General features: G+C 57.8%; 16 protein-coding genes and 2 pseudogenes. 9 read left to right on the forward strand and 9 right to left on the reverse strand.

The genetic code is table 11. From position 1 onward, the window contains the following. From G6N74_RS29780 to G6N74_RS29785, 3 genes are all read right to left on the reverse strand, one after another. Nucleotides 1-276 (reverse strand): N-formylglutamate amidohydrolase (locus G6N74_RS29780; RefSeq protein WP_165121617.1); only part of this gene is annotated, 276 nt, incomplete at its 3' end. A 297-nt stretch (nt 277-573) separates the two neighbouring features. Then, entirely contained in the window at nt 574-708 is a 135-nt protein-coding gene (locus G6N74_RS31330) for a hypothetical protein (protein ID WP_281354064.1), read from the reverse strand. 60 nt (nt 709-768) lie between these two features. Then, nucleotides 769-1,914, reverse strand: coding sequence for a toll/interleukin-1 receptor domain-containing protein (locus G6N74_RS29785; protein ID WP_246246069.1), 1,146 nt, complete (start codon nt 1,912-1,914; stop codon nt 769-771). 179 nt (nt 1,915-2,093) lie between these two features. Here G6N74_RS29785 and G6N74_RS29790 point away from each other — a divergent pair, with 179 nt between their 5' ends. After that, entirely contained in the window at nt 2,094-3,608 is a 1,515-nt protein-coding gene (locus tag G6N74_RS29790) for a Shedu immune nuclease family protein (RefSeq protein WP_165121619.1), read from the forward strand. Here the strand turns inward: G6N74_RS29790 and G6N74_RS29795 are convergent. From G6N74_RS29795 to G6N74_RS29810, 4 genes are read right to left on the reverse strand one after another with little or no spacing between them, the layout of a single operon-like run. Further along, nucleotides 3,541-4,506 (reverse strand): DUF4238 domain-containing protein, encoded by a 966-nt coding sequence (locus G6N74_RS29795; protein ID WP_165121628.1) that lies wholly within the window; start codon nt 4,504-4,506, stop codon nt 3,541-3,543. The two genes, G6N74_RS29790 and G6N74_RS29795, sit on opposite strands and share 68 nt — an antisense overlap. 17 nt (nt 4,507-4,523) lie before the next feature. Then, complete coding sequence (locus G6N74_RS31665; protein WP_312857949.1) at nt 4,524-4,757, reverse strand: AAA family ATPase; 234 nt, start codon at nt 4,755-4,757, stop codon at nt 4,524-4,526. Further along, complete coding sequence (locus G6N74_RS29805) at nt 4,699-6,447, reverse strand: phospholipase D-like domain-containing protein (RefSeq protein WP_165121620.1); 1,749 nt, start codon at nt 6,445-6,447, stop codon at nt 4,699-4,701. Before G6N74_RS29805 ends, G6N74_RS31665 begins: the two co-directional genes overlap by 59 nt. Further along, a complete protein-coding gene (locus G6N74_RS29810) occupies nt 6,444-10,007 on the reverse strand; it encodes an AAA domain-containing protein (protein ID WP_165121621.1) in 3,564 nt (1,187 codons plus the stop codon). Before G6N74_RS29810 ends, G6N74_RS29805 begins: the two co-directional genes overlap by 4 nt. Nucleotides 10,008-10,181: 174 nt before the next feature. Between G6N74_RS29810 and G6N74_RS29815 the strand changes: the two genes are divergently transcribed. Next, the gene (locus G6N74_RS29815; protein ID WP_165121622.1) at nt 10,182-10,559 is read left to right on the forward strand and encodes a hypothetical protein; all 378 of its coding nucleotides are present in this window, start codon (nt 10,182-10,184) and stop codon (nt 10,557-10,559) included. 164 nt (nt 10,560-10,723) lie between these two features. On the opposite strand, the gene G6N74_RS31105 is transcribed toward G6N74_RS29815, so the two are convergent. Then, entirely contained in the window at nt 10,724-10,954 is a 231-nt protein-coding gene (locus G6N74_RS31105; RefSeq protein WP_165121629.1) for a helix-turn-helix domain-containing protein, read from the reverse strand. A gap of 337 nt (nt 10,955-11,291) precedes the next feature. Here G6N74_RS31105 and G6N74_RS31335 point away from each other — a divergent pair, with 337 nt between their 5' ends. The 5 genes and pseudogenes from G6N74_RS31335 (at nt 11,292) to G6N74_RS29840 (ending at nt 16,016) form a co-directional block, all read left to right on the forward strand. After that, nucleotides 11,292-11,420: a hypothetical protein gene (locus G6N74_RS31335; protein WP_281354068.1), complete on the forward strand. Its 129-nt coding sequence runs from the start codon at nt 11,292-11,294 to the stop codon at nt 11,418-11,420. A 114-nt stretch (nt 11,421-11,534) separates the two neighbouring features. Beyond that, nucleotides 11,535-12,729 (forward strand): annotated as a pseudogene (locus tag G6N74_RS29825) (DUF932 domain-containing protein). A gap of 165 nt (nt 12,730-12,894) precedes the next feature. Continuing rightward, the gene (locus G6N74_RS29830) at nt 12,895-14,988 is read left to right on the forward strand and encodes a ParB/RepB/Spo0J family partition protein (RefSeq protein WP_165121623.1); all 2,094 of its coding nucleotides are present in this window, start codon (nt 12,895-12,897) and stop codon (nt 14,986-14,988) included. A 66-nt stretch (nt 14,989-15,054) separates the two neighbouring features. Beyond that, nucleotides 15,055-15,735: pseudogene (locus G6N74_RS30590) on the forward strand (DUF7146 domain-containing protein); the annotation flags it as partial. An 11-nt stretch (nt 15,736-15,746) separates the two neighbouring features. Then, complete coding sequence (locus G6N74_RS29840; RefSeq protein WP_312857950.1) at nt 15,747-16,016, forward strand: arginase family protein; 270 nt, start codon at nt 15,747-15,749, stop codon at nt 16,014-16,016. A gap of 246 nt (nt 16,017-16,262) precedes the next feature. Here the strand turns inward: G6N74_RS29840 and G6N74_RS31625 are convergent, their stop codons facing one another. Beyond that, the gene (locus tag G6N74_RS31625) at nt 16,263-16,445 is read right to left on the reverse strand and encodes an alpha/beta hydrolase family protein (RefSeq protein ID WP_165121626.1); all 183 of its coding nucleotides are present in this window, start codon (nt 16,443-16,445) and stop codon (nt 16,263-16,265) included. A 249-nt stretch (nt 16,446-16,694) separates the two neighbouring features. On the opposite strand from G6N74_RS31625, the gene G6N74_RS29850 reads away from it, so the two are divergent. Both G6N74_RS29850 and G6N74_RS29855 read left to right on the forward strand, forming a co-directional pair. Then, complete coding sequence (locus tag G6N74_RS29850; RefSeq protein WP_246246070.1) at nt 16,695-18,830, forward strand: mechanosensitive ion channel family protein; 2,136 nt, start codon at nt 16,695-16,697, stop codon at nt 18,828-18,830. A gap of 39 nt (nt 18,831-18,869) precedes the next feature. Then, the coding region (locus tag G6N74_RS29855) for a hypothetical protein (protein ID WP_165121627.1) at nt 18,870-19,308 on the forward strand (439 nt) is incomplete at its 3' end.

Below are 19,308 nucleotides of genomic sequence, written 5' to 3' on the forward strand. Positions count from 1 at the left end.
CAGATAAACCGCAGCCTCACGCGCGCGGTTCAGGTCGACCTGGAAGCGGGAGCGATGAACGACAATTTGGGTCGGAAAATCGGCGATGAAGCGCTCGGTGAATGGATCCTCTTCTCTAAGCCGATCAGGATCAGAGAGTGACATGAGCGATCGGCAAGCGTCACCCACCTTAGTCCCGCTGTGGATGGCGGTACCTACTATTGGCGACTCTCCGAGCTGGATTTTCCAGCCTGCCGGTGATCCGCCCGGATCATTGTTGGAAATCATCTTGTCCATACTCCATCGAAATGCGCGGAGAGGGCGGACGGTTCCGATTTATCGAACAGGCGAGCGTTCGCTCCTTTCGGGACTCGCGGGTCTCGGCAGGGCTGTTTGCCGTGTGTCGAGCATGACATGCGTATTATGCGCGGACTAGCGGCGCGACATGTTTGCCCTTCTGGCGGCAATGGCAGCTTCGCGCCTTAAAGCGGACGTGGTAGCGGGATGCTTTTCGCCGTTAACCATGCTGGCGGCACCGCATGAAGCCGCACCCGATAGAATCACACCCAGCAATTGGCGGTCAAAACAGCTACTTCATTCATATCCTGCTTCGGCCCAGAGCATCGATTCCTGCCGGTCCTTCAATTCCGCAAGGAACGCAAAGCGGGCTTTTGGTGATAGCTGCACCAGGCGTTGCGCCTGTTTGAGGCCGATATTGACTTTGCCCATATTGACCTCCGGGCCGCATTCTATCCGGTTCGCCGGTTAACTGCAGCGATTTCCGCTCGGTCAGCTACGGCTCTTCACGAACCGCCGCGTCGCATCGGTCTTAACGACACGGATGCAGTTGTAGCTGCTTGCCAGCACCTGGTAGTCGACGATCAGCTTACGAGCCAGCAGGTAAGCAAGCGCAGGGTTGATGCGCCTCGGCTCCCAGCCGTACCGCGCTGCGACCTCCGCCGTATCATGCGGCATGGCCGGGTCGTTGATAAGATCCGCTGCGATGCGAAGCGCATCCTCTTCCGGAGAGAATGGCATGAAATGCTTATCGAAGGTCGCGAACAGGTCGGCCTTGGGGAAGACGCGGCCGAAGCTCACTGTAACGAAGTCGCGAAGCTCATGAAGGGCATCATCGACATCGTTCTCGGATACCTCGATCGCTGCGGCGAGTTCATCGACCCCTTTTGGGGGATGCGAGAACATGGCGTCCGTCGTCTCCTCGACGAAGATCTTCGCGATCGCCGTTGCGGTCTTGGAATATCCCGTCGCCGGCAAACTGACGCTCGTGGGAGCCGGTCCGAGTGGCGGCTTGCGCGATACTCCATGAATGTCGTTCACGAGATCACGCACGCCCTGATCGAGGTCGGACGGATCGAGCTCCGGCGAGAGCATGCCTGACAGCAGCGGCGGCAGATCCTTGGCGGCAAGATCCTGCCTGAGCGCGATGAAACGCGCCTGACCGGAGATACGGCGCACCAGCCCTGCGTCCATTTCCTGTCGCACCCAGGGCTTCTTCATCGCGCTTGGGGTAAGCAGCACAATGAAATGCGTGCAGTTACCGAGACCGACATCGATCTTCTGGCGCAGGCTGTCCCCGGAGCCGATCTCCCACTCGGCCCACCAGGTGTCAACGCCACTCGCCATTAGCCCTCGCGCGACTTTGTCCGCGATCGCGCGATCATCGAACGAATAACTGAGGAAAGCCTTTGGCGGGCCGCTTACGATCGGCTGGAAGCTGGTAGCGTCCAGCTCGTTCTCATCCATCTGTCCCTTGACGACGGCGAGCAGGGCCGGCGAGCCTTCAATGGTGAGGCGCAGGTCATCGATGGCCTCGCCATGGACGATGACCGACGGGAACTCTCCTGTCTCCGGATGGCGGATAGCGCTGAAGCGCTCCTGCAGCTGCTCCTTGATGCCGTCGACGGCGGCCGACATGAGGTCCTTCGAAAATTCTCCCGCATTAAACGGCTTATTCTTGTACCGCATGCCCATCCCTCACCTCCATCTGTGCATGTCCTTTGATATGAACATAGGAGACAAATTTCAACCGCGGATGGGTTCGACGATACGCGAATCTACTTGCGTTACTGCGCAATGCATTGCTTGTTTGCACCATGGCGACGTTCGGATGGAATTTCGGGGACGATGACAAAGGCACCCTGTCTTTAGACACAGGAACTCCTGGCAGGGCGGACGTCTATTTTACGCCGTCGAAGGTGCGGCTCGACGCTGCAAAGCATTCGGGGGACGCAAGTGCTAAGGTGCTGCTGCTGCGATTCGATGCGGGCAGCCACACCACTACAATCTTTCCGGTCAACACGATGCCAAAGCCGGCGCAGTTCCTGATGCCGAAGCATCATCCGATCAGGTCGATCGAACTCTACGAAACAGCAAGTTTCTATACAAACGCGCGCACCGATTTTGATGAAGAGGATGCCTACTACCTCCCCGAGACGCTCGATGACGTCACGAATTATCTCGCGGAAGGCATGCCTTCAGGCTTCATCAAAGACCCTAACTTCGGGCTGGGGCTCGATCGAACCCTGTATTTCATTCCCCGTGCGTTGGCCCAAATCGACGGCGTTCGCTGTTTGCGGCTCACCGATAAGAAGTTGCTTGAAGTCTCCCTGTCTGACGACGGTGGTACCTTCGAGATGGGCTATGACCTGTTCGACGAGCTTCGGCGCAGTGCTAACCGCTTCGATGAGAAAGCACGCGCATCCAGCGTGAAGAAGAAGCAGCAATCCGCTTATACCAACCTCTTACACCGCATTGATGATGCGAAATTCCCGATGAAGGTCATCGACCGCGAACCGGGTGACATCGCGGAGCTGGTGGGAGCCACTATCGTGGATGCGAAACTCTCCGATCGTGACCGTGACGCCGTGATCGGTCTTGCCAGTGCAACCGTCCGCACGTCACTCAAGACACAGCGTGACGCGGTACTGAAACTGCATGATGCAATCGAGCTCGCCTCCCTCGACGAGCTGATTGCGCATGTCGAAGCAAAGCTGCTGGCCCATGCGAACGAGTCCCAGTGGCAGAAACTCTTCGAGGTGAATCCGTTCATCCTGGACCTCGCCTTCAACGTGCCCGTGCTCTTGCTTCAGGGGCAGGCGCATGTCGGCGGCAAACGGATCAGCGGCGCTGGCGAGACGATCACCGATTTCTTGCTCGCCAACCATCTCACCGACAATCTCGCCGTGCTCGAGATCAAGACCCCGGATACGCCCCTGCTCGCGACGCGCGAATATCGCGGCGGGGTGTACCGTCCCTCGGCCGAGGTCGCCGGCGGCGTGTCGCAGGTGCTCGACCAGTTGAATCTCCTGCAAAGCCGGATTGCGACATTGCGCGACACGAATCGCGGCCTGGGTATGGAGTCCTTCGGCATGCGAGGCGTGCTCGTTGTCGGGACGATGCCAGCCGATCACGACCGCAAACGCTCTTTCGAGTTGTACCGCAACGTTCTTGCGGGCATCTCCATCATCACGTTCGACGAGCTGTTGGCAAAGCTGAGATCGTTACGCACGCTGCTCTCTCCGACCGCGTCGCAGGGCCAGATCACGCATCAAGGCTTGGCCGCGCGTAGGGGACGATCGCCTGACGGGACACGATCATCTCGCCGCTAGGCGTCGGGATATTGGTGACCACCGCATCCGCCCGATAGTCGCGGTTGCGCCTCACGAACTTCACTAGCCAATCCGCGTCGCGGTGATAAAAGACCATATGTTCCGCAGAGCGCACAAGCCTGCGATTCAGTTCGACGATCTGATCTCTGTTCAACCTGCGGAACTTCGCGCGAAAATTGGGGAACGTGAAATCGAGGTCCTTGCCGCGCTCAGTGATCTGGGGGTGGATGCAGATGGCGATATCAGGCGCCAGCGGCACGGTCTTGCTGATTACATTCGGATGATAGGATGGTCCGAACGCGACCGGGAAATCACTGGTGAAAAACGCGCCATCAGCCGGGTGCGCGGTCAGCACGTCCCAGAGTGCGTTGCCGAAGATATGAACCCTGCCCTTGATCTGTGAAATTCCAATGGCTTGCGGATATTTGCCGTCAATCGCGATCTTGATCGAGCCGTCCTCGATCAGTTCGGAGATGCCTTTGCCGCCAAGCGCCTCGGGTGCCGGTGGGATGAGGCCTTGCGCCTCAAGGATCTTCGCTGCCGCTTCCACCGAGGCAGTGAGCTGGGGCTCGTGCTGGCGCATCGCCGCTGGCGAGCAGGAAGCGACATAGGCTGCGAACCCTGCGATCACATACACCGTTTTCGTATCGAACTCGCGGCCGCGCACACGGGCAAGCGCTTCGTTATAGTTCGGCTCGATGCCCTTCAGGAACTCCTCGATCGCACGGGGTTCGGTGAGATACGGATTGGTACTCCCTTCCTCGAGGCGGCAGACATCCTCCGACCAAGGATAGAATTTCTTCAGGTTATCCTTCTTAACCGCAACCAGCCGGCCGCGCTCATCGTCGTTGTAGAAGTTCCGCAAGTGGACCTGAGAGACGTAGTGATCGAGTGGCATAGGTGACTCGCAGTGGGCTATGGAACTGATACCGGCAAGGCCAGCACTCGCAGAAAACAGCAATTCCCCCGATCACCCTTGCTTTCCAGAATGGCGTTGCCGCCATCCTTCAGCGTCTGCTCGTCGAGCGAGAACATCATCCGATAGGCATCGCATGTCAGCCCGGCGAGCGGGCCGCCCAAGCATGTCATGTCACGGGGGCATGACGTGTGCGAAATGGCCCATAAAGTTGTCTGCAATTTTCGGGGCATTCACCAAGATGCCGATCTCTTTATACGGTTTGCCTTCGGACGGGTCCGCTGACAACCAATTCAAGCTAGAGATGGCGAGATGGTCGTCGTCCCATCCCAGAACCTTGGCATGAATTCTGGGTCTTTGAATCGGCTTTACCTTAAGTCCGGATCTCGCGAATGTTCTAACAAGGTCTGCTCCGGCTTCTCCGGACAGCGGCCCCGTTGTACGCCCATAGAAGAACGAGGCCTCAACCCCGTTTTCTTTCACGGCGGCCAAGGAAGGGAGCAGTGTCAGCGACTCGGCGGTGATCCCGATGCGATGACTCAGCGCAAATATGCGGCGCGTAGCTTCGTCGCGGGCCTTGAGAACGAGCCGCGCGTGTTCGGCCCCGTATAGAAGCCGCATTGGCACTTTCCGCCCCTTCGGCGAGGGCATGTCCATGATCCTCCTTCCCAGCACTGCAAGGTCAATCGCGAAGTTGTTCCAAACTCCTGGCCGGCCCTGGGAAAGACCAGCTAGCCTCTTCATCAATTGGCCAACCAAGATGGGCTCTCGAAGCCGAAAGGACGTTTCGAAGCTCTTGTAGTCGGATGCCAGCCAGTTGCATGATCCAACCAGCACATTCCAGCCCTTCTGAGAGTCAGCGAACACAATCTTGGCATGAGAATTAGTCGAGAAGGGATGTACCCTGACCGAGCCAGTTCGGCCCGCCGTATCTATCTCAGCCTGCATCTTCGCCGCAGCAACCTGTGATGATCGTGTTGAGCTGCCGAGATCGTCTTGACCCCACAATACGTCGATTGTTACGCCACGTTCTGCTGCGCGCAGGAGCAAAGGCAGCACTGCCGCCGCTCTTTCGTCACTGATGAACGTAGAGTGAATGATGACCCGTTCTGATGCGCCCGAAATTATTCGGTCGAGTGATCGCCAGTGATCCTCACCATCGATTATTAAATCCGTGGGGTCGTAAGCACTTGGCGTTGCCGCTGGCGTTTCTTCAACCGGTTCCATTATCGCGGTAGCTGGCGCCGAGGTTTTACCGTTTTCCGCAAGTCGCGCAGATATTTCACTCGCCGCTTTCAATATCGCGTTCCGCAGCTTTTCCGGTGCGCGACCGGGTAATCCGTCGATCTCACCGTCCTTGACTGTGACGACTGCATATCGCTCTGCCAATTTCTCAGAACCGCGGTCAACACCGATGATGATTTCGTCTTCACCTTCGATCGTAGTGAATACCTCACCCATATCTTCGAGGTCATGGGCATCCGACGCAGAGAGGTAGACCACCGGATTCTCGCCGACATGAGAATCAATCTGGTTTTTGTGATAGAGATCAAGCTCGCGTCCGCGATAGACGCTTCCTGACAGCTGTTCGATGGCGAAGCCTCTCCAGCGCGGCTCTCGCACGGTCGCTGAGGGCAGCTGTTCGTAATGGACGAGGGACGCGCCTGCGGCGGTGATCTGGAAAAGCGGCCCGCGTGATGTTGCAGTGATTTCCACCCAGCCCGCGCGCATCAGTCGTATGAAGGCCTCGACAACTACACGGCGTGGGAGGCTGGATTGCTTTGCCAGGTCTGCGGCTGACGCAGCACCCCTCGACACCGCATCGAGAAGAAGGTGCTCTATTACGCTCCACCTTCTGCCTCGTTCAATGATGAAGCGCCGACTGCCTTTCAGGACCGGAAATATAACCTGCACGGTCGTCATTTCGTGGCTCCCTTCAATGTCGTCCATGGGACGACTGCGGCATGTCCCGCTGCCTTCTCACTTTCGAGAGCTTCAAGGAAATCGGACAGAAATCCAATGTCTTGATCCGGCAGCTTGCTAGCGACCGCAACAACATGCTCGTAGAAGGCGAGACTGCCCACTATGATCAGGCGCCACTTCGCGCGACTGAGCAGTACGTTCATTCTTCTCTTGTCGCGCAGGAATCCGAGTGCCCGTGCTGGTGTCGCGTGGTGATTGTTGCGCACCATCGAGATCACGATGCAGTCGGCCTCGCCGCCTTGGAAAGAGTCGACGGTTCCGCAATAGGTATTCGCGTTTATTGCCGGAACAAATCCGGCCAGGTTAGCCAGCGTGCCTCCCTTGTTGCGGTCGAGTTCTCGGTCAATTCGTCGGACCTGCTGCCAGTATGGTGAGAGCACTGCGAGCGATGGGCGGATTTTAGAATCAGAAGGACTGAGAAGGCTCAATCCACGAATGACAGCTTTGGCCTCTTCCGGATTGGAATAAGGTGGAGTCCTTTCTCCACCACGTCCTCCGGGAGCCTCGGTCTGGGCATAGGGCATATCGATGAAGACGATTGGCTTGTCTGGAATCACCGAGGAATTCGTGCTGACGACGGGCGAGGGCGTGCGCGCGAACTTGGCGACCTGCTTTGCGTTGGTCTCAAGTTCTCCTTCGTAGAAGCACTTCGAGACGATCCGCGCGATTGCCGGATGCATACGGTATTGCTCGTTGAGACGGCGCGCGATCCTCGGACCGGAATCTTTACGCTTCTGGCGAGAGAGCTCCCGTTCCACGAAGGTCTCGAATAGAGTCAGTAGCGATAGGGCCTCGCCGCAAGTTCGTCCAAAATCGTCCCCCGCCTTCGAGACCTCATCGAACGTTTCGTCAGTGCTCGGGTCTTTGAGGTATCTCGAGATCAGCTTGTCAACCAGGCCGACGACATCCTGCACAGCTGAGGTCGATGACAGGAGACGTGACATCTTGTCGACATCGAACGGGGGCAATTGACGATGATCACCGATCATGAGCCGACGATGTGAGAGCAGGAGGGGGGACAGAAGCTCGCCACCAGTCGCTTTGCCGGCCTCCTCTACAATTGTCCAGTCGAACAGGCCTTGCTCCTCGATCAGTCTCTCGACGGCCGCGGAATTCGTGGTCGCAAATACGAGGTTTGCCGACCTTAGGATCATCCCCTCAAATGCACGCAGCTCCGCAGCCACTCGTCGTCCTGTTGCGTCCGAGCCATTACGGCTATTCTGGCGTCCGGCGCGCGCAGCGACAAGCGCCTTGACCTTATCAACAAGGCGGGGGGAGGCTTCCTTCATCAGCGAGCTATCAGCAAGGTCTTGCAGCAGCTTGTCGGCTTGAACATCAACTTCGAGATCGCCTGCCTCGTCGTCGTCTGCCGCCCTTGCCCGCACCATCAATGGTCCGCTGTCTCCGTCGGTGGAGCTGAATATTTTCTGTACCTCGCTCATGAGGTGGTCGATGGCTGAATTGCTTTGTGCCGAGAGAAGAAGCCTTGCGGTGGCATCCTCGGCCATTCTGCGGTCTACCAGATCGCCAACCAGATAGGTTTTCCCGACTCCCGGAGGTCCCTGCAAGAAAAACAGCGGGATGGTCGACAGGATCTCGCGCAGTGCACTTTGCTTCGATTGATCGAGCCGTTTGAAGGCATCAGAGGTTTCGTCAAGAGGGTCCTGGCTGTTCTCGATACGCAGGCGCGGATCCGCGAACATGCGAAGTAGTTCACCGTGGTTCTTGAGAGCAGCTAATGCCTTAAGCCTACGCTTGAATTGGGCAATGCGGCCCGCCATGTCGGCGGGCATGAGGAACCCAAAGGAGCGCATTGTCGGCAGCGACTGCCCTTCGAATTTCATGCACTCGATGTCATCGAGTTCTTCGAAATCGAGAAAGCGCCATGTCGATCCTGGTGAACTCCGGTCGCCAAGAGTCCCGGGTTCCGAGAATATCCATCCGTCTTCGGAATTGGGGGTTTCCGAACTCAACAGCTTCCCCAAGCGGGTCGCCGGGGGTTCCAAACCCAGGAGCGACGACAATGAGGCACGCGCTCCGTCTATCCGCGACACAATGTGAATTACTTTTTGATCCGCCGTTTCTCCTGTCTTTCTCGACACCAACTCGACGGGGAAAATGTCGGCTGTCGCATAGGCCATTTCCACAATTAGTAGGAGTGCGAATGCCTGGTGCATCCTGACGAGATCAGTTTTCTTGGAAAGCCGTTGATTCATTCGGCTGAGGTAGTCTTCCCAATGTTGAACTTTTCCTCGCCTACGCGGAAAAGATTGGCCCGCGTCTTGGCTCTTGACGATGTCCAGCGCCTCAGTCGGGATCAGCGTCTCGCCCACGATTTGAGATTTTGCGGGCGGATCGAGTTCGACCCTGTCACAGAATGCAAACTCCCAATTGGCTGGGTCAGAAGAGTTTGGGCGTCGATAGGGTAGGAGACGATAGGTCAATCGCGTTCCGAGGAGCACATATCGCAGTGCTGTGCCCTCATTGACGGCGATCAACTGGGTCTGGTCTCCAAGATCATCCCGCATGAAGCGGAGCTGTTGAACAGTGTCGGAAACCTCGATCTCACCGTCCGCGGCCTTCCTGATTGCTTCAGACAACGAGCTTCCCGTGCCCAACCTGACTGCTAGGCAAAGCGCAGCGTCTTTTCCGGCGACCTCCGCAGCAATGTCGTCGATTATAGCTTGGACTCGCGAGGTGATGTAGTCGCCGTCCAGGCGTTCGACGCGTTCCAGACCCAGCATGGCTCTGAGCAGCCTGACTTCGGTCGCCGGCACGTGATCGGCGACTCGCGAGGCGATAGTTCTCAGGTCATTCAATGGCCCCAAAGGGATATCGAGAATGATCGCTATGAGATGTGCCAGGTCTCGCCAGTCCCGCGCGAATGAATATGTTCGCTCCTCGCGTGGAGCTTTCATGCTCTTGCCGTGGCTTGCATCGATGGCCACGATGCGCATGGACCATTCAAAGCCGGTCAACAAGAAATCCGGTTCGTCGCCCAAGGCCGTGACCACCGACCAGGGATCAATGTTTCTGTGAATTATCCCTTGTGAATGCAGCAGTTCCACGCCGCTGACGAGCCGAAGGATATTGGCCCATAACAGGCGGCGTGCGCGAGGTTGGCGGGCCTGTGCCAAGAGCGACGGCTTGTTTGCTGCGCTAAGCAGGACTTCAAGCGGACTACCTTGACCGGGATCCAGAACGAGGAAAAAGCCGTCGTTGTCTCGGCCGCTCGTGAGCATGGGGACGAATAGCTCATCCGCGCGCGGAATTGCCGAGAGGCGCTGGAGTTGGCGGATTTCGCTCCGCCAGATCATTTCGAGATCTTGATCGTCGGCGCCTTTTGTCCTGGGCCAACTCTTGATCAGCACCTCCAAACCTTCGCGAGTACGAGCAGTATCGATTCCTGCCCTTCCTAGCTTTCGATCCGGTTTCAGAAGGTAACGGTCATCAAGTGTGTAATCCGAAAGAAATCCGCTCTTTGACTTACGCCGCGCCATATTCCCCCCAAATATGTATTTTCAAACAGTGACAAGATCAGGATGGGAGAGCAAGGTTTAACTCGAATGACCGGGTCGCTTTCCGATCGAATCTGTCATTCCGGGCTCGCGCGACGAGATCCTTCACGCTGGTCCCCCCATTGAACGGGTCCACCTTGAAGTATGGTTTTGACCATGAAGGAGGACCAGGATGGCAAGCAAACGACACAAGCCAGAAGAGATCGTCACGAAGCCGGGCCGCTGCCTGTTTTTTCCATCAGCGTAGGTGTCGGTTGGCTGCCGTTCTGGAGCGGGCAGTTGAATGGCAAGTATCGGAGCCGCGGCATCCAGGAGCTGACGGTCCGGTACCGGCCCCATTTCAGTCGTCCCGATCACAGGCAGGGCGTGAAATCGGTGTTGCTTTGTGGTGCAGGGAAGGGCGCATTTCTTTCCCCACATAACGACCTCATAGGACAACGGGCTAATTTTGCTTTCTATCAACCCGTCGCGCGCCCAGTTTGGCCCGCGACAGAGATGCTGAAGTCACGCATTTTCAAAGTGAATTTCATTTGAGCGTGACATGGCGTGATTCTGCATGCCCGACGGGTTTCGAGCGGGATCGTTATGGACTACTTTAGTTATCTGAGTAACTATATGAAAAATAAAGAGAATTCAGTTGAAGTGAACTAGCTGGGGTAGGTTTTGGGGATCGGAGGTTTTGCCGACCCCTGCATTTATCATCGTTGATCCCCCTTCCTGATTCCGAGTCGTTTTGCCGCACCGCACGGCACGACATTCTTTTGATCCCACACCTCTAATTCGTCGCTGGGATAGAGAACGGACTTACCCACCTTCACGAAGGTCGGGCCGATTCTCATGGATCGCCAATTCCGGAGTGTGCCAACTGAGATCGTGTCGCGGTATCGTTCAGTGACTTCTTCTGGTGTGAGAAATTTCCTGCAATCCATCATCAGGCTCCATATGCTCGCCGTACCTACGGTTTTGTTGCAATCCGCTACCTGCGAGTAGTTCGAGACCAATCCTGAACTGTTGATCACGCAGTCGCACGTATATGAGTGAGGTGCGTGGACGAGAAATGAAAGGCATGGGGGAAGGAAGTAGTAACAACGGATAAGGCTGGATAGAAATCGGATCACGCCGCTGATCAAACCTGACGAGGCTCTGTCGAGGCGCCTCCGGTAAGGAATCAAGTTCCGCCCCCTTCAAGGCGCGAGGCCGGAGTGGAGCGGGCGCGGATCACCGGCCTCAAAAGAATGGAGTGCGCGTGGCGGTCCGGATTGCGAGTTGACGGCACGGACCGTAGTGATCGCCGCCGACGAGGGCGTAGCGAAACATCCGATCGACCTTACCTGTCGGTTTCTCGCCCGCCGCCGCACCATGTGGCGGCAGGAACGCTTCGTGCCTCAGGGGTGATTGGTAGTTCGTACAGTTTGAATCCTCGGCTCAGAGTTAGAGGGTTGGACTTGGTTTCCACGACGGGTTGAGGGTTGGGAGAGAGGCTCCCGACGCCCGTCATGGAGATGACCCATGACCCATGTTGAGATATTGGACGCCGCTCGCGACCATGCTGGCGGCTATAAGGTGGACGTGACTCGTGGTGAGCGCGTCGGACGCGTGTCCTCGGAGTGGTTTTCCCGGCCGGCGGACGAGCGTTATCTATCGCTTTCGGAGTTGTTCAGCGCCGTACACGGCCGAACCGCGCGCAGTCAGACGCGAACGGTGGAAAGTGCTGCGATCCGGGTCGAGGCGAGGCGTGACAATGCCGAGCGGCTGGCACTCATCTTGCCGGGTTCGGACGCACCTGTGATGCCCACCCACTGGAGCTTCGGTCAGTTGGCGAGCCTGGTTGGCGCGCCGGCGGCCTATCTCCGACAACTCCCGGCATCGCTTGCCGGCATCAATCTCCAATACGGCTTGACCTCGCATCGCGCCGAACAGGTCAAGACGCTGGAGATCGAGAACGGCCGCGTCGAATTGCGCGCTGTCACTGGCCCCGATTACGGTCGCATCTACGACCATGAATTGGTCGCCGCGGTGCAGAAAATAGCCGGTGATGGCATTGGCGACACGCGCTGGAAGGTTCCGGGCGTGCTCGACTGGACGACAGGCGTATACAATCCGCGCGTCGACATCACGAAGAATACGACGACCCTCTATGCTTCCGACCGCGACGTGTTCCTCTTCCTGGTGGATGATTTGAACCCGATCGAAGCCGGCCGACTGCCGAATGGCGAGCCGGACCTCTACTTTCGGGGGTTCTACTGCTGGAACTCAGAGGTGGGTGCAAAAACACTTGGCATGGCTAGCTTCTACCTTCGCGCCGTCTGCCAGAACCGCAATCTCTGGGGCGTGGAAGATTTTCAGGAAATCACCATCCGCCATTCCAAATATGCAGCCTCGCGCTTTGCGCATGAGGCAGCACCTGCGCTGACACGATTTGCCAATTCCTCGCCCGTGCCATTCGTCAACGGGATCAACGCGGCGCGCGCGGATCGTCGCACGCAATGACGACGACCGCACCGACTTCCTGCGCAAGCGGGGCTTCTCAAGGGCGGAAACGACGAAGGTCATCGAAACAGTACTCGCCGAAGAAGGCCGCAAACCTGAAAGCGTGTTCGATTTTGTCCAGGGCCTAACCGCGGTCGCCCGCGACAAGCCGCATCAGGACGCCCGACTGGATCTGGAGGCGAAGGCGAAGAAGCTGCTCGAGCGTGCAGCCTGAACTCCGGAAATCGGGAATTCGGTCTCCGTGTCTTCTGCTTCATGCCTTTCCCGATCTCCGGTTTTGCTGCGTCGCCCTCCAGAGGAAGAGGGCGGCGCTTTGCTTCGTGACGGGTTGGAAGGTCGAGAGAAGGGCTCTCGGCCGCCCGTCGCGGAGAATATCCAGATGACCACTGCTGCCAAGAAGAAGATCACCCTGTCGTCCTCGCGCGACATTCCCTTCAACAAACTCGTGCTCAGCCAGTCGAACGTCCGGCGTATCAAGGCTGGCGTCTCGATCGAGGAACTGGCCGAGGACATTGCCCGGCGCGGGCTCTTGCAAGGCCTCAACGTGCGGCCAGTCACTGACGAGGCCGGTAGTGAGACCGGCATGTTCGAGATTCCGGCCGGTGGCCGGCGTTACCGGGCGTTGCAACTGCTCGTTAAGCAGAAGCGCCTGGTCAAGGCCGCGCCCGTTCCTTGCGTCATTCGCGAAGGTGGTATCGCCGAGGAGGACTCGCTGGCCGAGAACGTCCAGCGTGCGCCGCTCCACCCGCTCGATCAGTTCCGGGCCTTTCTGGCCTTGCGCGAGAAAGGCCAGTCCGAGGAGGAGATCGCCGCAGCCTTCTTCGTCTCGGTCAATGTGGTCAAGCAGCGGCTGAAGCTCGCATCGGTCTCGCCTAAGCTACTCGATATCTACGCCGAGGACGGCTTGACGCTTGACCAACTTATGGCCTTCACCGTCGCCGGTGACCATGAGCGCCAGGAACAGGTGTTCGAACGTCTGAAGTCCTCATACGACAAGCAGCCCTATGCCATCCGCCGCATGCTCACTGAAGGTTCCGTGCGGGCGTCTGACAAACGAGTGCAGTTCATCGGCATCGATGATTATACCGAGGCTGGCGGCGATATCATGCGTGACCTGTTTCAGGGCGATGATGGCGGCTGGCTGCAGGATGTCGCGCTGGTCGATCGTCTGGTTGCGGAAAAGCTCGAACGCGAGGCCGAAGCAATCCGCACTGAGGGCTGGAAGTGGATCGAGGTCTCTCCCGACTTTGCCTATGGTCATGTCTTCGGTCTTCGCCAGCTTCGCGGCGAACCTGTGCCGTTCACCGCGGAGGAGCAAGCCAGCCGAGATGCCCTTCAGGCTGAATACGATCGCCTGTCCCAGGAGAATGCGGATGTTGATGAACTTGCCGACGAGATCGACGAACGGTTCGGCGAACTGGAGACAGCGCTGGAGAGCTTCGACGAACGCCCGCCCGCCTTCGACACTGCGGAGGTCGCGCGCGCCGGAGCTTTCGTCAGCAGCCTGCGGGTGGAACGTGGCTATGTCCGTCCCGAAGACGAACGGCCGGTCGAGCCCGAGGCTGGTGAGGCGGATGATGTTGGTGCTGCCGCCACCGGCCATGATAGCGGCGATCCAGCTGTAGTCGAAGCCGACGCTCAGTCGTCCGAGCTTGAGGAAGAAGACGGCCTGTCCCCAATCTCGGATCGCCTGATGACGGAACTGACTGCCCATCGGACGGTCGGTTTGCGCCAGGCACTTGGCGACCAGCCGGATGTCGCCTTCCTTGCCGTGCTGCATGCCCTGACCCTCAAAGTCTTCTATCAGTATGGCTCGGACAGCTGCCTTGAACTGGACCTAAAGAGCGTTGGCTTCGGCAGCCAGGCGCCGGGGCTGAATGATAGCAGCTCGGCCGAGGCGATCCGTGCCAGGCATGAGAGCTGGGCCAACGCACTGCCAAGGGAGTCATCTGATCTGTGGGACGCCCTGGCAAGCTGGGATGGCGACAGCCACATGGGCCTCTTCGCGCATGTCGTCAGCCTGTCGATCAACGCGGTACATGAGGCCTGGAATCGCCGACCGCGGGCGCTCGCGCACGCCGATCGACTGGCGCAGGCCGTTGGTCTCGACATGGTGACGGCCGGCTGGCGGGCAACGGTGGTCACTTTCCTTGGCCGCGTCACAAAGGCCCGTATCCTGCAGGCTGTCTCCGAGGCAAAAGGGCAGGGCGCGGCTGACCGGATCGCTCATCTCAGGAAAGGCGACATGGCTGCTGAAGCAGAAACGCTGCTTGCCGATACAGGCTGGCTGCCGGAGCAACTGCGCACGCCAAGTAGCGAGCCTGACGCTGCGCCAATGCCGGAGAGCGCCGGCCCATCCATGGACGGGGAGCAATCGGCGGAAAACGGCGGCGAAACGGACATGGCCAATGAGGAACTGCTTGCACAGAATGAAGCTCCCGACGGCACTCCTCATACGATCGCGGCCGAATAACCCCTCGACTGACTTGTGAAACTGGCCCGCCGGTGACGGCGGGCCTTTTGTATGAAGGAGGCTATCATGAAGCTAAGGCCGCATGATCTAGCGCGCCGTCTCGCCGATCGAGCCGAGACCGTGTGCTGCGACTATCTTTCGAACGGTCGTCGTCAGGGCAATTACTGGCTGGTGGGTGACGTTCGAAACATGCCTAGCCGCTCGATGTTCGTTCGTTTGAAGGATACCGCCAAAGGCACGGCGGGCAAATGGACGGACGCCGCTACAGGCGAACATGGCGATCTGCTTGACGTCATTCGTGAAAGTCGCGGGCTGGTCGATTTCAAGGATGTGGTTGAGGAAGCGCGACGGTTCCTGTCCGTTCCGCATCCCGTGTTTGGCTTGATGAGGACGCCGGCCGGCCGGAGGCCGGAGGTGGTCGTCGGCTCACCCGAAGCAGCGCGGCGGCTCTTTGCCATGTCGCAGCCAATTCAGGAAACGGTTGCTGAAGCGTATCTGCGCGAGCGCGGGACTTCGGATTTACGGGAGACGGGAAGTCTGCGCTTTCATCCGCGATGTTATTACAGGCCCGACGAACATTCGCCTACCGAGATCTGGCCGGCCATGATTGCGGCCGTCACCGACTTGGACGATTCGGTCAAGGGAGTGCATCGTACCTGGCTCGATCCCGATCGCCAGACCAAAGCGCCCATCGAAACACCCAGGCGGGCAATGGGCGAGCTTCTGGGCAACGCCGTTCGCTTTGGCGAAACCTGACGGTGGATATCGATTGCCTTGATCCCGCTTATGCCCCCGGAACGGGAACACCTGTCGTCGGTGGCCTGACGCCGCTCAAGCTACTACGCATCCTCCGCGCCCTATCCGACCTTGATATCGTCGGCTGCGATGTTGTCGAGGTATCTCCGCCCTACGACGTGGCTGGAATCACCGCACTTAACGCAGCGACGATCATGTATGAGCAGTTATGCCGTGTCGCCCGCAGGAAGGGTGCCATTGATCAGAGCTACTCTCGATTGTCGCAGCCATGAGAACAGAAAACCGCCACCTCTTCCGGGTGACGGTTACGTTCATGTTGTCGATTTGTCTTGATCGACACAAGTCTGCGCTCGGATCAAACGGCTGCTCGCATTATGAAGACTGGCAAGCCAAATGTCCGGTTCAGGTTACAAGGGCGCGATCAAGCCCGAGCGTAATGATGCTTGTTGCCGGCCGGATGGGAATCGACCGATCCGGCAAACAAATGTCGGTAGGGAGATGCCGCGGAATGGGTCAGTTCAAATAGTCTGCGGCGAGTTCGGTGTGATCGAAGCTGCCCGAGCGTCCAGCGAGGTTCTGGGGTCTCCGGTCATCGCCAAGGCGGCGGAATAGCCGGCGTAGCTGCCTCCCATGACGGTCATGTTGGACTTATCGGCAACTCCTTCCTCGACAAGCCAATTTGCAGCGATAAGCCTTTGCACCGGACAAACGCCAGAAGACCGCCGCTCCGAAAGGGGTGGCGGGCCTTTTATAAGAGGAAGCTTGACGACTATCGTCTTTCCACTTCATCGCGAGAAATAAATTCTTAGACAATCAAGAATACAAGTAAAAAAAGATGCGATAAGTTTGTGCGATGGTGCTAACATAGGTCAAAATGGGTGACGATTATTTAGCAATACGAACTTAAGTCGAGTAAGATAGCCAAGTTAGATTTTGCATGGGAGAACCGCATGAGAGCGGTCAAGTTTTCCTGGTTAAAGTCTCCAATGTTAACGGCTTTCGCAATCGGCGTGCTGTTATCGTCTGGGCTCGTTGCAACAAACTCCGCGACAGCGCAGCAACCAGCGGACATCTCGACAAGTGAGCGAAAAGTTCAAGATTTCATCAAGCTGCTTGATGACCCTGATATTCGTGCATTCCTGACAGCAAAATCCGCGGAGGCATCTGAGGTCGCCAACGAGCCCGTTGGCTTGCAGCTTTCCGATTTCGAAACCCGGTATAGAGATCACCTCGTCTCGCTCCAGAACGCTATCCCGCGCATTCCATCAGAACTATCGAATGCCGCGAAGGTCGTAGCCACGGACGTCAATGCGGGCAGGCCGGGCAAAGGCCTCGCGATAGTCGCGATCCTGATCGCGCTGGGATATGCAGCGGAATGGCTTTTCCGACGCGCAATTCGTGGCGTACGGGGCGAAGGGCACAGCCTTGGCAGCGCTCGCACTGAAGCCCCAAACCAGGCGATCCGCGTTGTCTCAGAAGTCATTTCACTGGCCGTCTTTTCGGTCGTGAGTGTCGGCCTTTTTCTCATATTTGATTGGCCGCCGCTGCTGCGAAAGATGGTCCTCACATATCTATTTGCGTTTATCCTCTTTCGAATTGCCGTTGCGATCGGCCGAGTGCTGCTCTCACCCGATGAAGACGCGGATCACGCTGCTCCGGGCTCACCGCTCCGACTGGTTCCGATCACCAACGCCCAGGCACGCTTCTGGCATCAGCGCATCAAGCTTGCTGCCGGATATTTTCTGTTTTCCTGGGCAACAGTGAGCGTCATGCCGGCATTGGGATTTTCTGCCGAAGTGGTGCGTCTCTTTGCCTATGTGTTTGGTTTGGGGTTACTCGCAATAGGGATCGAGATTGTGTGGCGACGTCCAGCCGTCACGACGGCAGGGACACGAGCAGCGCGATGGCTTCTGACAGCCTACCTTGTGCTTCTTTGGTTGGTTTGGGTTGCAGGGATGTATGGCCTCCTGTGGATCGGCATTTACATTCTGCTTCTGCCGAAGGTTGTGTCCGGCGCGGGTCATGTGGCCCAGGCTCTCACTGGCAGCGACCATCGCGAAACTTCCCTGTCCAGATCGCTGCTGAATGTCTTGATCGTGAGAGGCGTTCGGGCGCTGGTTATTGCTGCAGCGGTTGGGTGGCTCGCGACGGTGTGGCGCTTCAGTCCAGCGGCGGCTTCCGGAAATGAGATGATGGAACGCTTGGTAGCCGGTTTGCTGAACGGCGTCATCGTTCTGCTGGTCGCTGATCTCCTGTGGAATCTGGCAAAGGTCTACATAGAGCGTAAATTGGATGCGTCAGCTCCCAACGACACGGAAAGCCCTGAACTGGCAGCGCGGCGGTCAAGGCTGCGTACATTGTTGCCAATATTCCGAAACTCTCTCGCAGTACTCATCATCGTCATAACCGTGTTGACGATCCTTTCCGGGCTCGGCGTCCAGATCGCGCCGTTGATTGCCGGCGCTGGTATTTTCGGCGTCGCCATCGGGTTTGGATCGCAAACCCTGGTCAAGGACGTTCTCAGTGGCGTTTTTTATATGATGGACGATGCATTTCGTGTCGGTGAGTACATTGAAAGTGGCAGCTACAAGGGCACAGTAGAGTCGTTCAGTCTCCGTTCGGTGAGGCTGCGGCATCATCGGGGGCCGGTGTTTACGGTACCCTTCGGGGATCTGGGTGCTGTGCAAAATATGAGCCGCGACTGGGCGATCGACAAGTTCAAGATCCGCGTCCCCTTCGACACCAACGTGGCCAAGGTCAAGAAGCTGCTCAAGGGGATCGGTGCCGAACTGCTCGCTGACCCCGACGTGGCCCCCCAGATCATTGAAACTGTGAAGATGAAGGGTGTCGAGCAATTCGGTGATTTTGGCATGGAGCTGAGCTTCTCCTTCATGTCGAAGCCCGGCTATCAGTCCGTCGTTCGGAGGCGCGCCTACACCATGATTCAGCAGGTATTTGCAGCCAATGGCATCCATTTTGCCCAGCCTACTGTCCAGGTGGGAGGGGACGATAAACAGGCCGCTACCGCTGCAGCCAACATCATATCACTTGCTCAGCAAAAGGCCGCACAGACGCGCACTGAATAAAAGCATTCGCAAAACAAGTTCCCATAAGGATTACCGGATATGTCCGAGGCGATGCACCCCCTGGCACCTCACTTTCTGCCGGGGTTCATAACCGCTCCCGGGGAAACGGACGTTCTGTTCGTGGGCTCGGTTGTGGCCCTCGTCATCATAGTTCTCATGATCGGGAGCCTGTATTTCTGGCTCCATGCGTTGCCGGAGCGAATGGCTCACGGCGCCAGCAATCTGCAGTTTCAGCTGGTTGGGGTTCTGTCGTTGCTTGCGTTGTTCACCCACAACAACGCGTTCTGGGTCGCAGCATTGTTGCTTGCCTTCATTCCCATCCCTGACTTCTGGACACCGCTGGCCAACATGGCCGATTCTCTCGCGAGCATGGCCAATCGGAGGTCGCATTCAGTGTCTTCGGATGCTTCTTCCACGTCGCCGGCCGAGGACGCTGCAATCAGTTCGCCAGCCTTGGCTAGTCAGCCTCAACCAACGA

Origin of the sequence: Mesorhizobium zhangyense (assembly GCF_011045115.1) — a bacterium.
GTDB classification, from domain to species: domain Bacteria; phylum Pseudomonadota; class Alphaproteobacteria; order Rhizobiales; family Rhizobiaceae; genus Mesorhizobium_M; species Mesorhizobium_M zhangyense.

Excerpts from the sequence above, each read along its gene's own strand:
- G6N74_RS31330 (WP_281354064.1), bottom strand. The coding sequence starts at position 708 with ATGGGCAAAGTCAATATCGGCCTCAAACAGGCGCAACGCCTGGTGCAG.
- G6N74_RS29785 (WP_246246069.1), bottom strand. The coding sequence starts at position 1,914 with ATGTCGGCCGCCGTCGACGGCATCAAGGAGCAGCTGCAGGAGCGCTTC.
- G6N74_RS29790 (WP_165121619.1), top strand. The coding sequence starts at position 2,094 with ATGGCGACGTTCGGATGGAATTTCGGGGACGATGACAAAGGCACCCTG.
- G6N74_RS29795 (WP_165121628.1), bottom strand. The coding sequence starts at position 4,506 with ATGCCACTCGATCACTACGTCTCTCAGGTCCACTTGCGGAACTTCTAC.
- G6N74_RS31665 (WP_312857949.1), bottom strand. The coding sequence starts at position 4,757 with ATGCCCCGAAAATTGCAGACAACTTTATGGGCCATTTCGCACACGTCA.
- G6N74_RS29805 (WP_165121620.1), bottom strand. The coding sequence starts at position 6,447 with ATGACGACCGTGCAGGTTATATTTCCGGTCCTGAAAGGCAGTCGGCGC.
- G6N74_RS29810 (WP_165121621.1), bottom strand. The coding sequence starts at position 10,007 with ATGGCGCGGCGTAAGTCAAAGAGCGGATTTCTTTCGGATTACACACTT.
- G6N74_RS29815 (WP_165121622.1), top strand. The coding sequence starts at position 10,182 with ATGAAGGAGGACCAGGATGGCAAGCAAACGACACAAGCCAGAAGAGAT.
- G6N74_RS31105 (WP_165121629.1), bottom strand. The coding sequence starts at position 10,954 with ATGGATTGCAGGAAATTTCTCACACCAGAAGAAGTCACTGAACGATAC.
- G6N74_RS29830 (WP_165121623.1), top strand. The coding sequence starts at position 12,895 with ATGACCACTGCTGCCAAGAAGAAGATCACCCTGTCGTCCTCGCGCGAC.
- G6N74_RS29850 (WP_246246070.1), top strand. The coding sequence starts at position 16,695 with ATGAGAGCGGTCAAGTTTTCCTGGTTAAAGTCTCCAATGTTAACGGCT.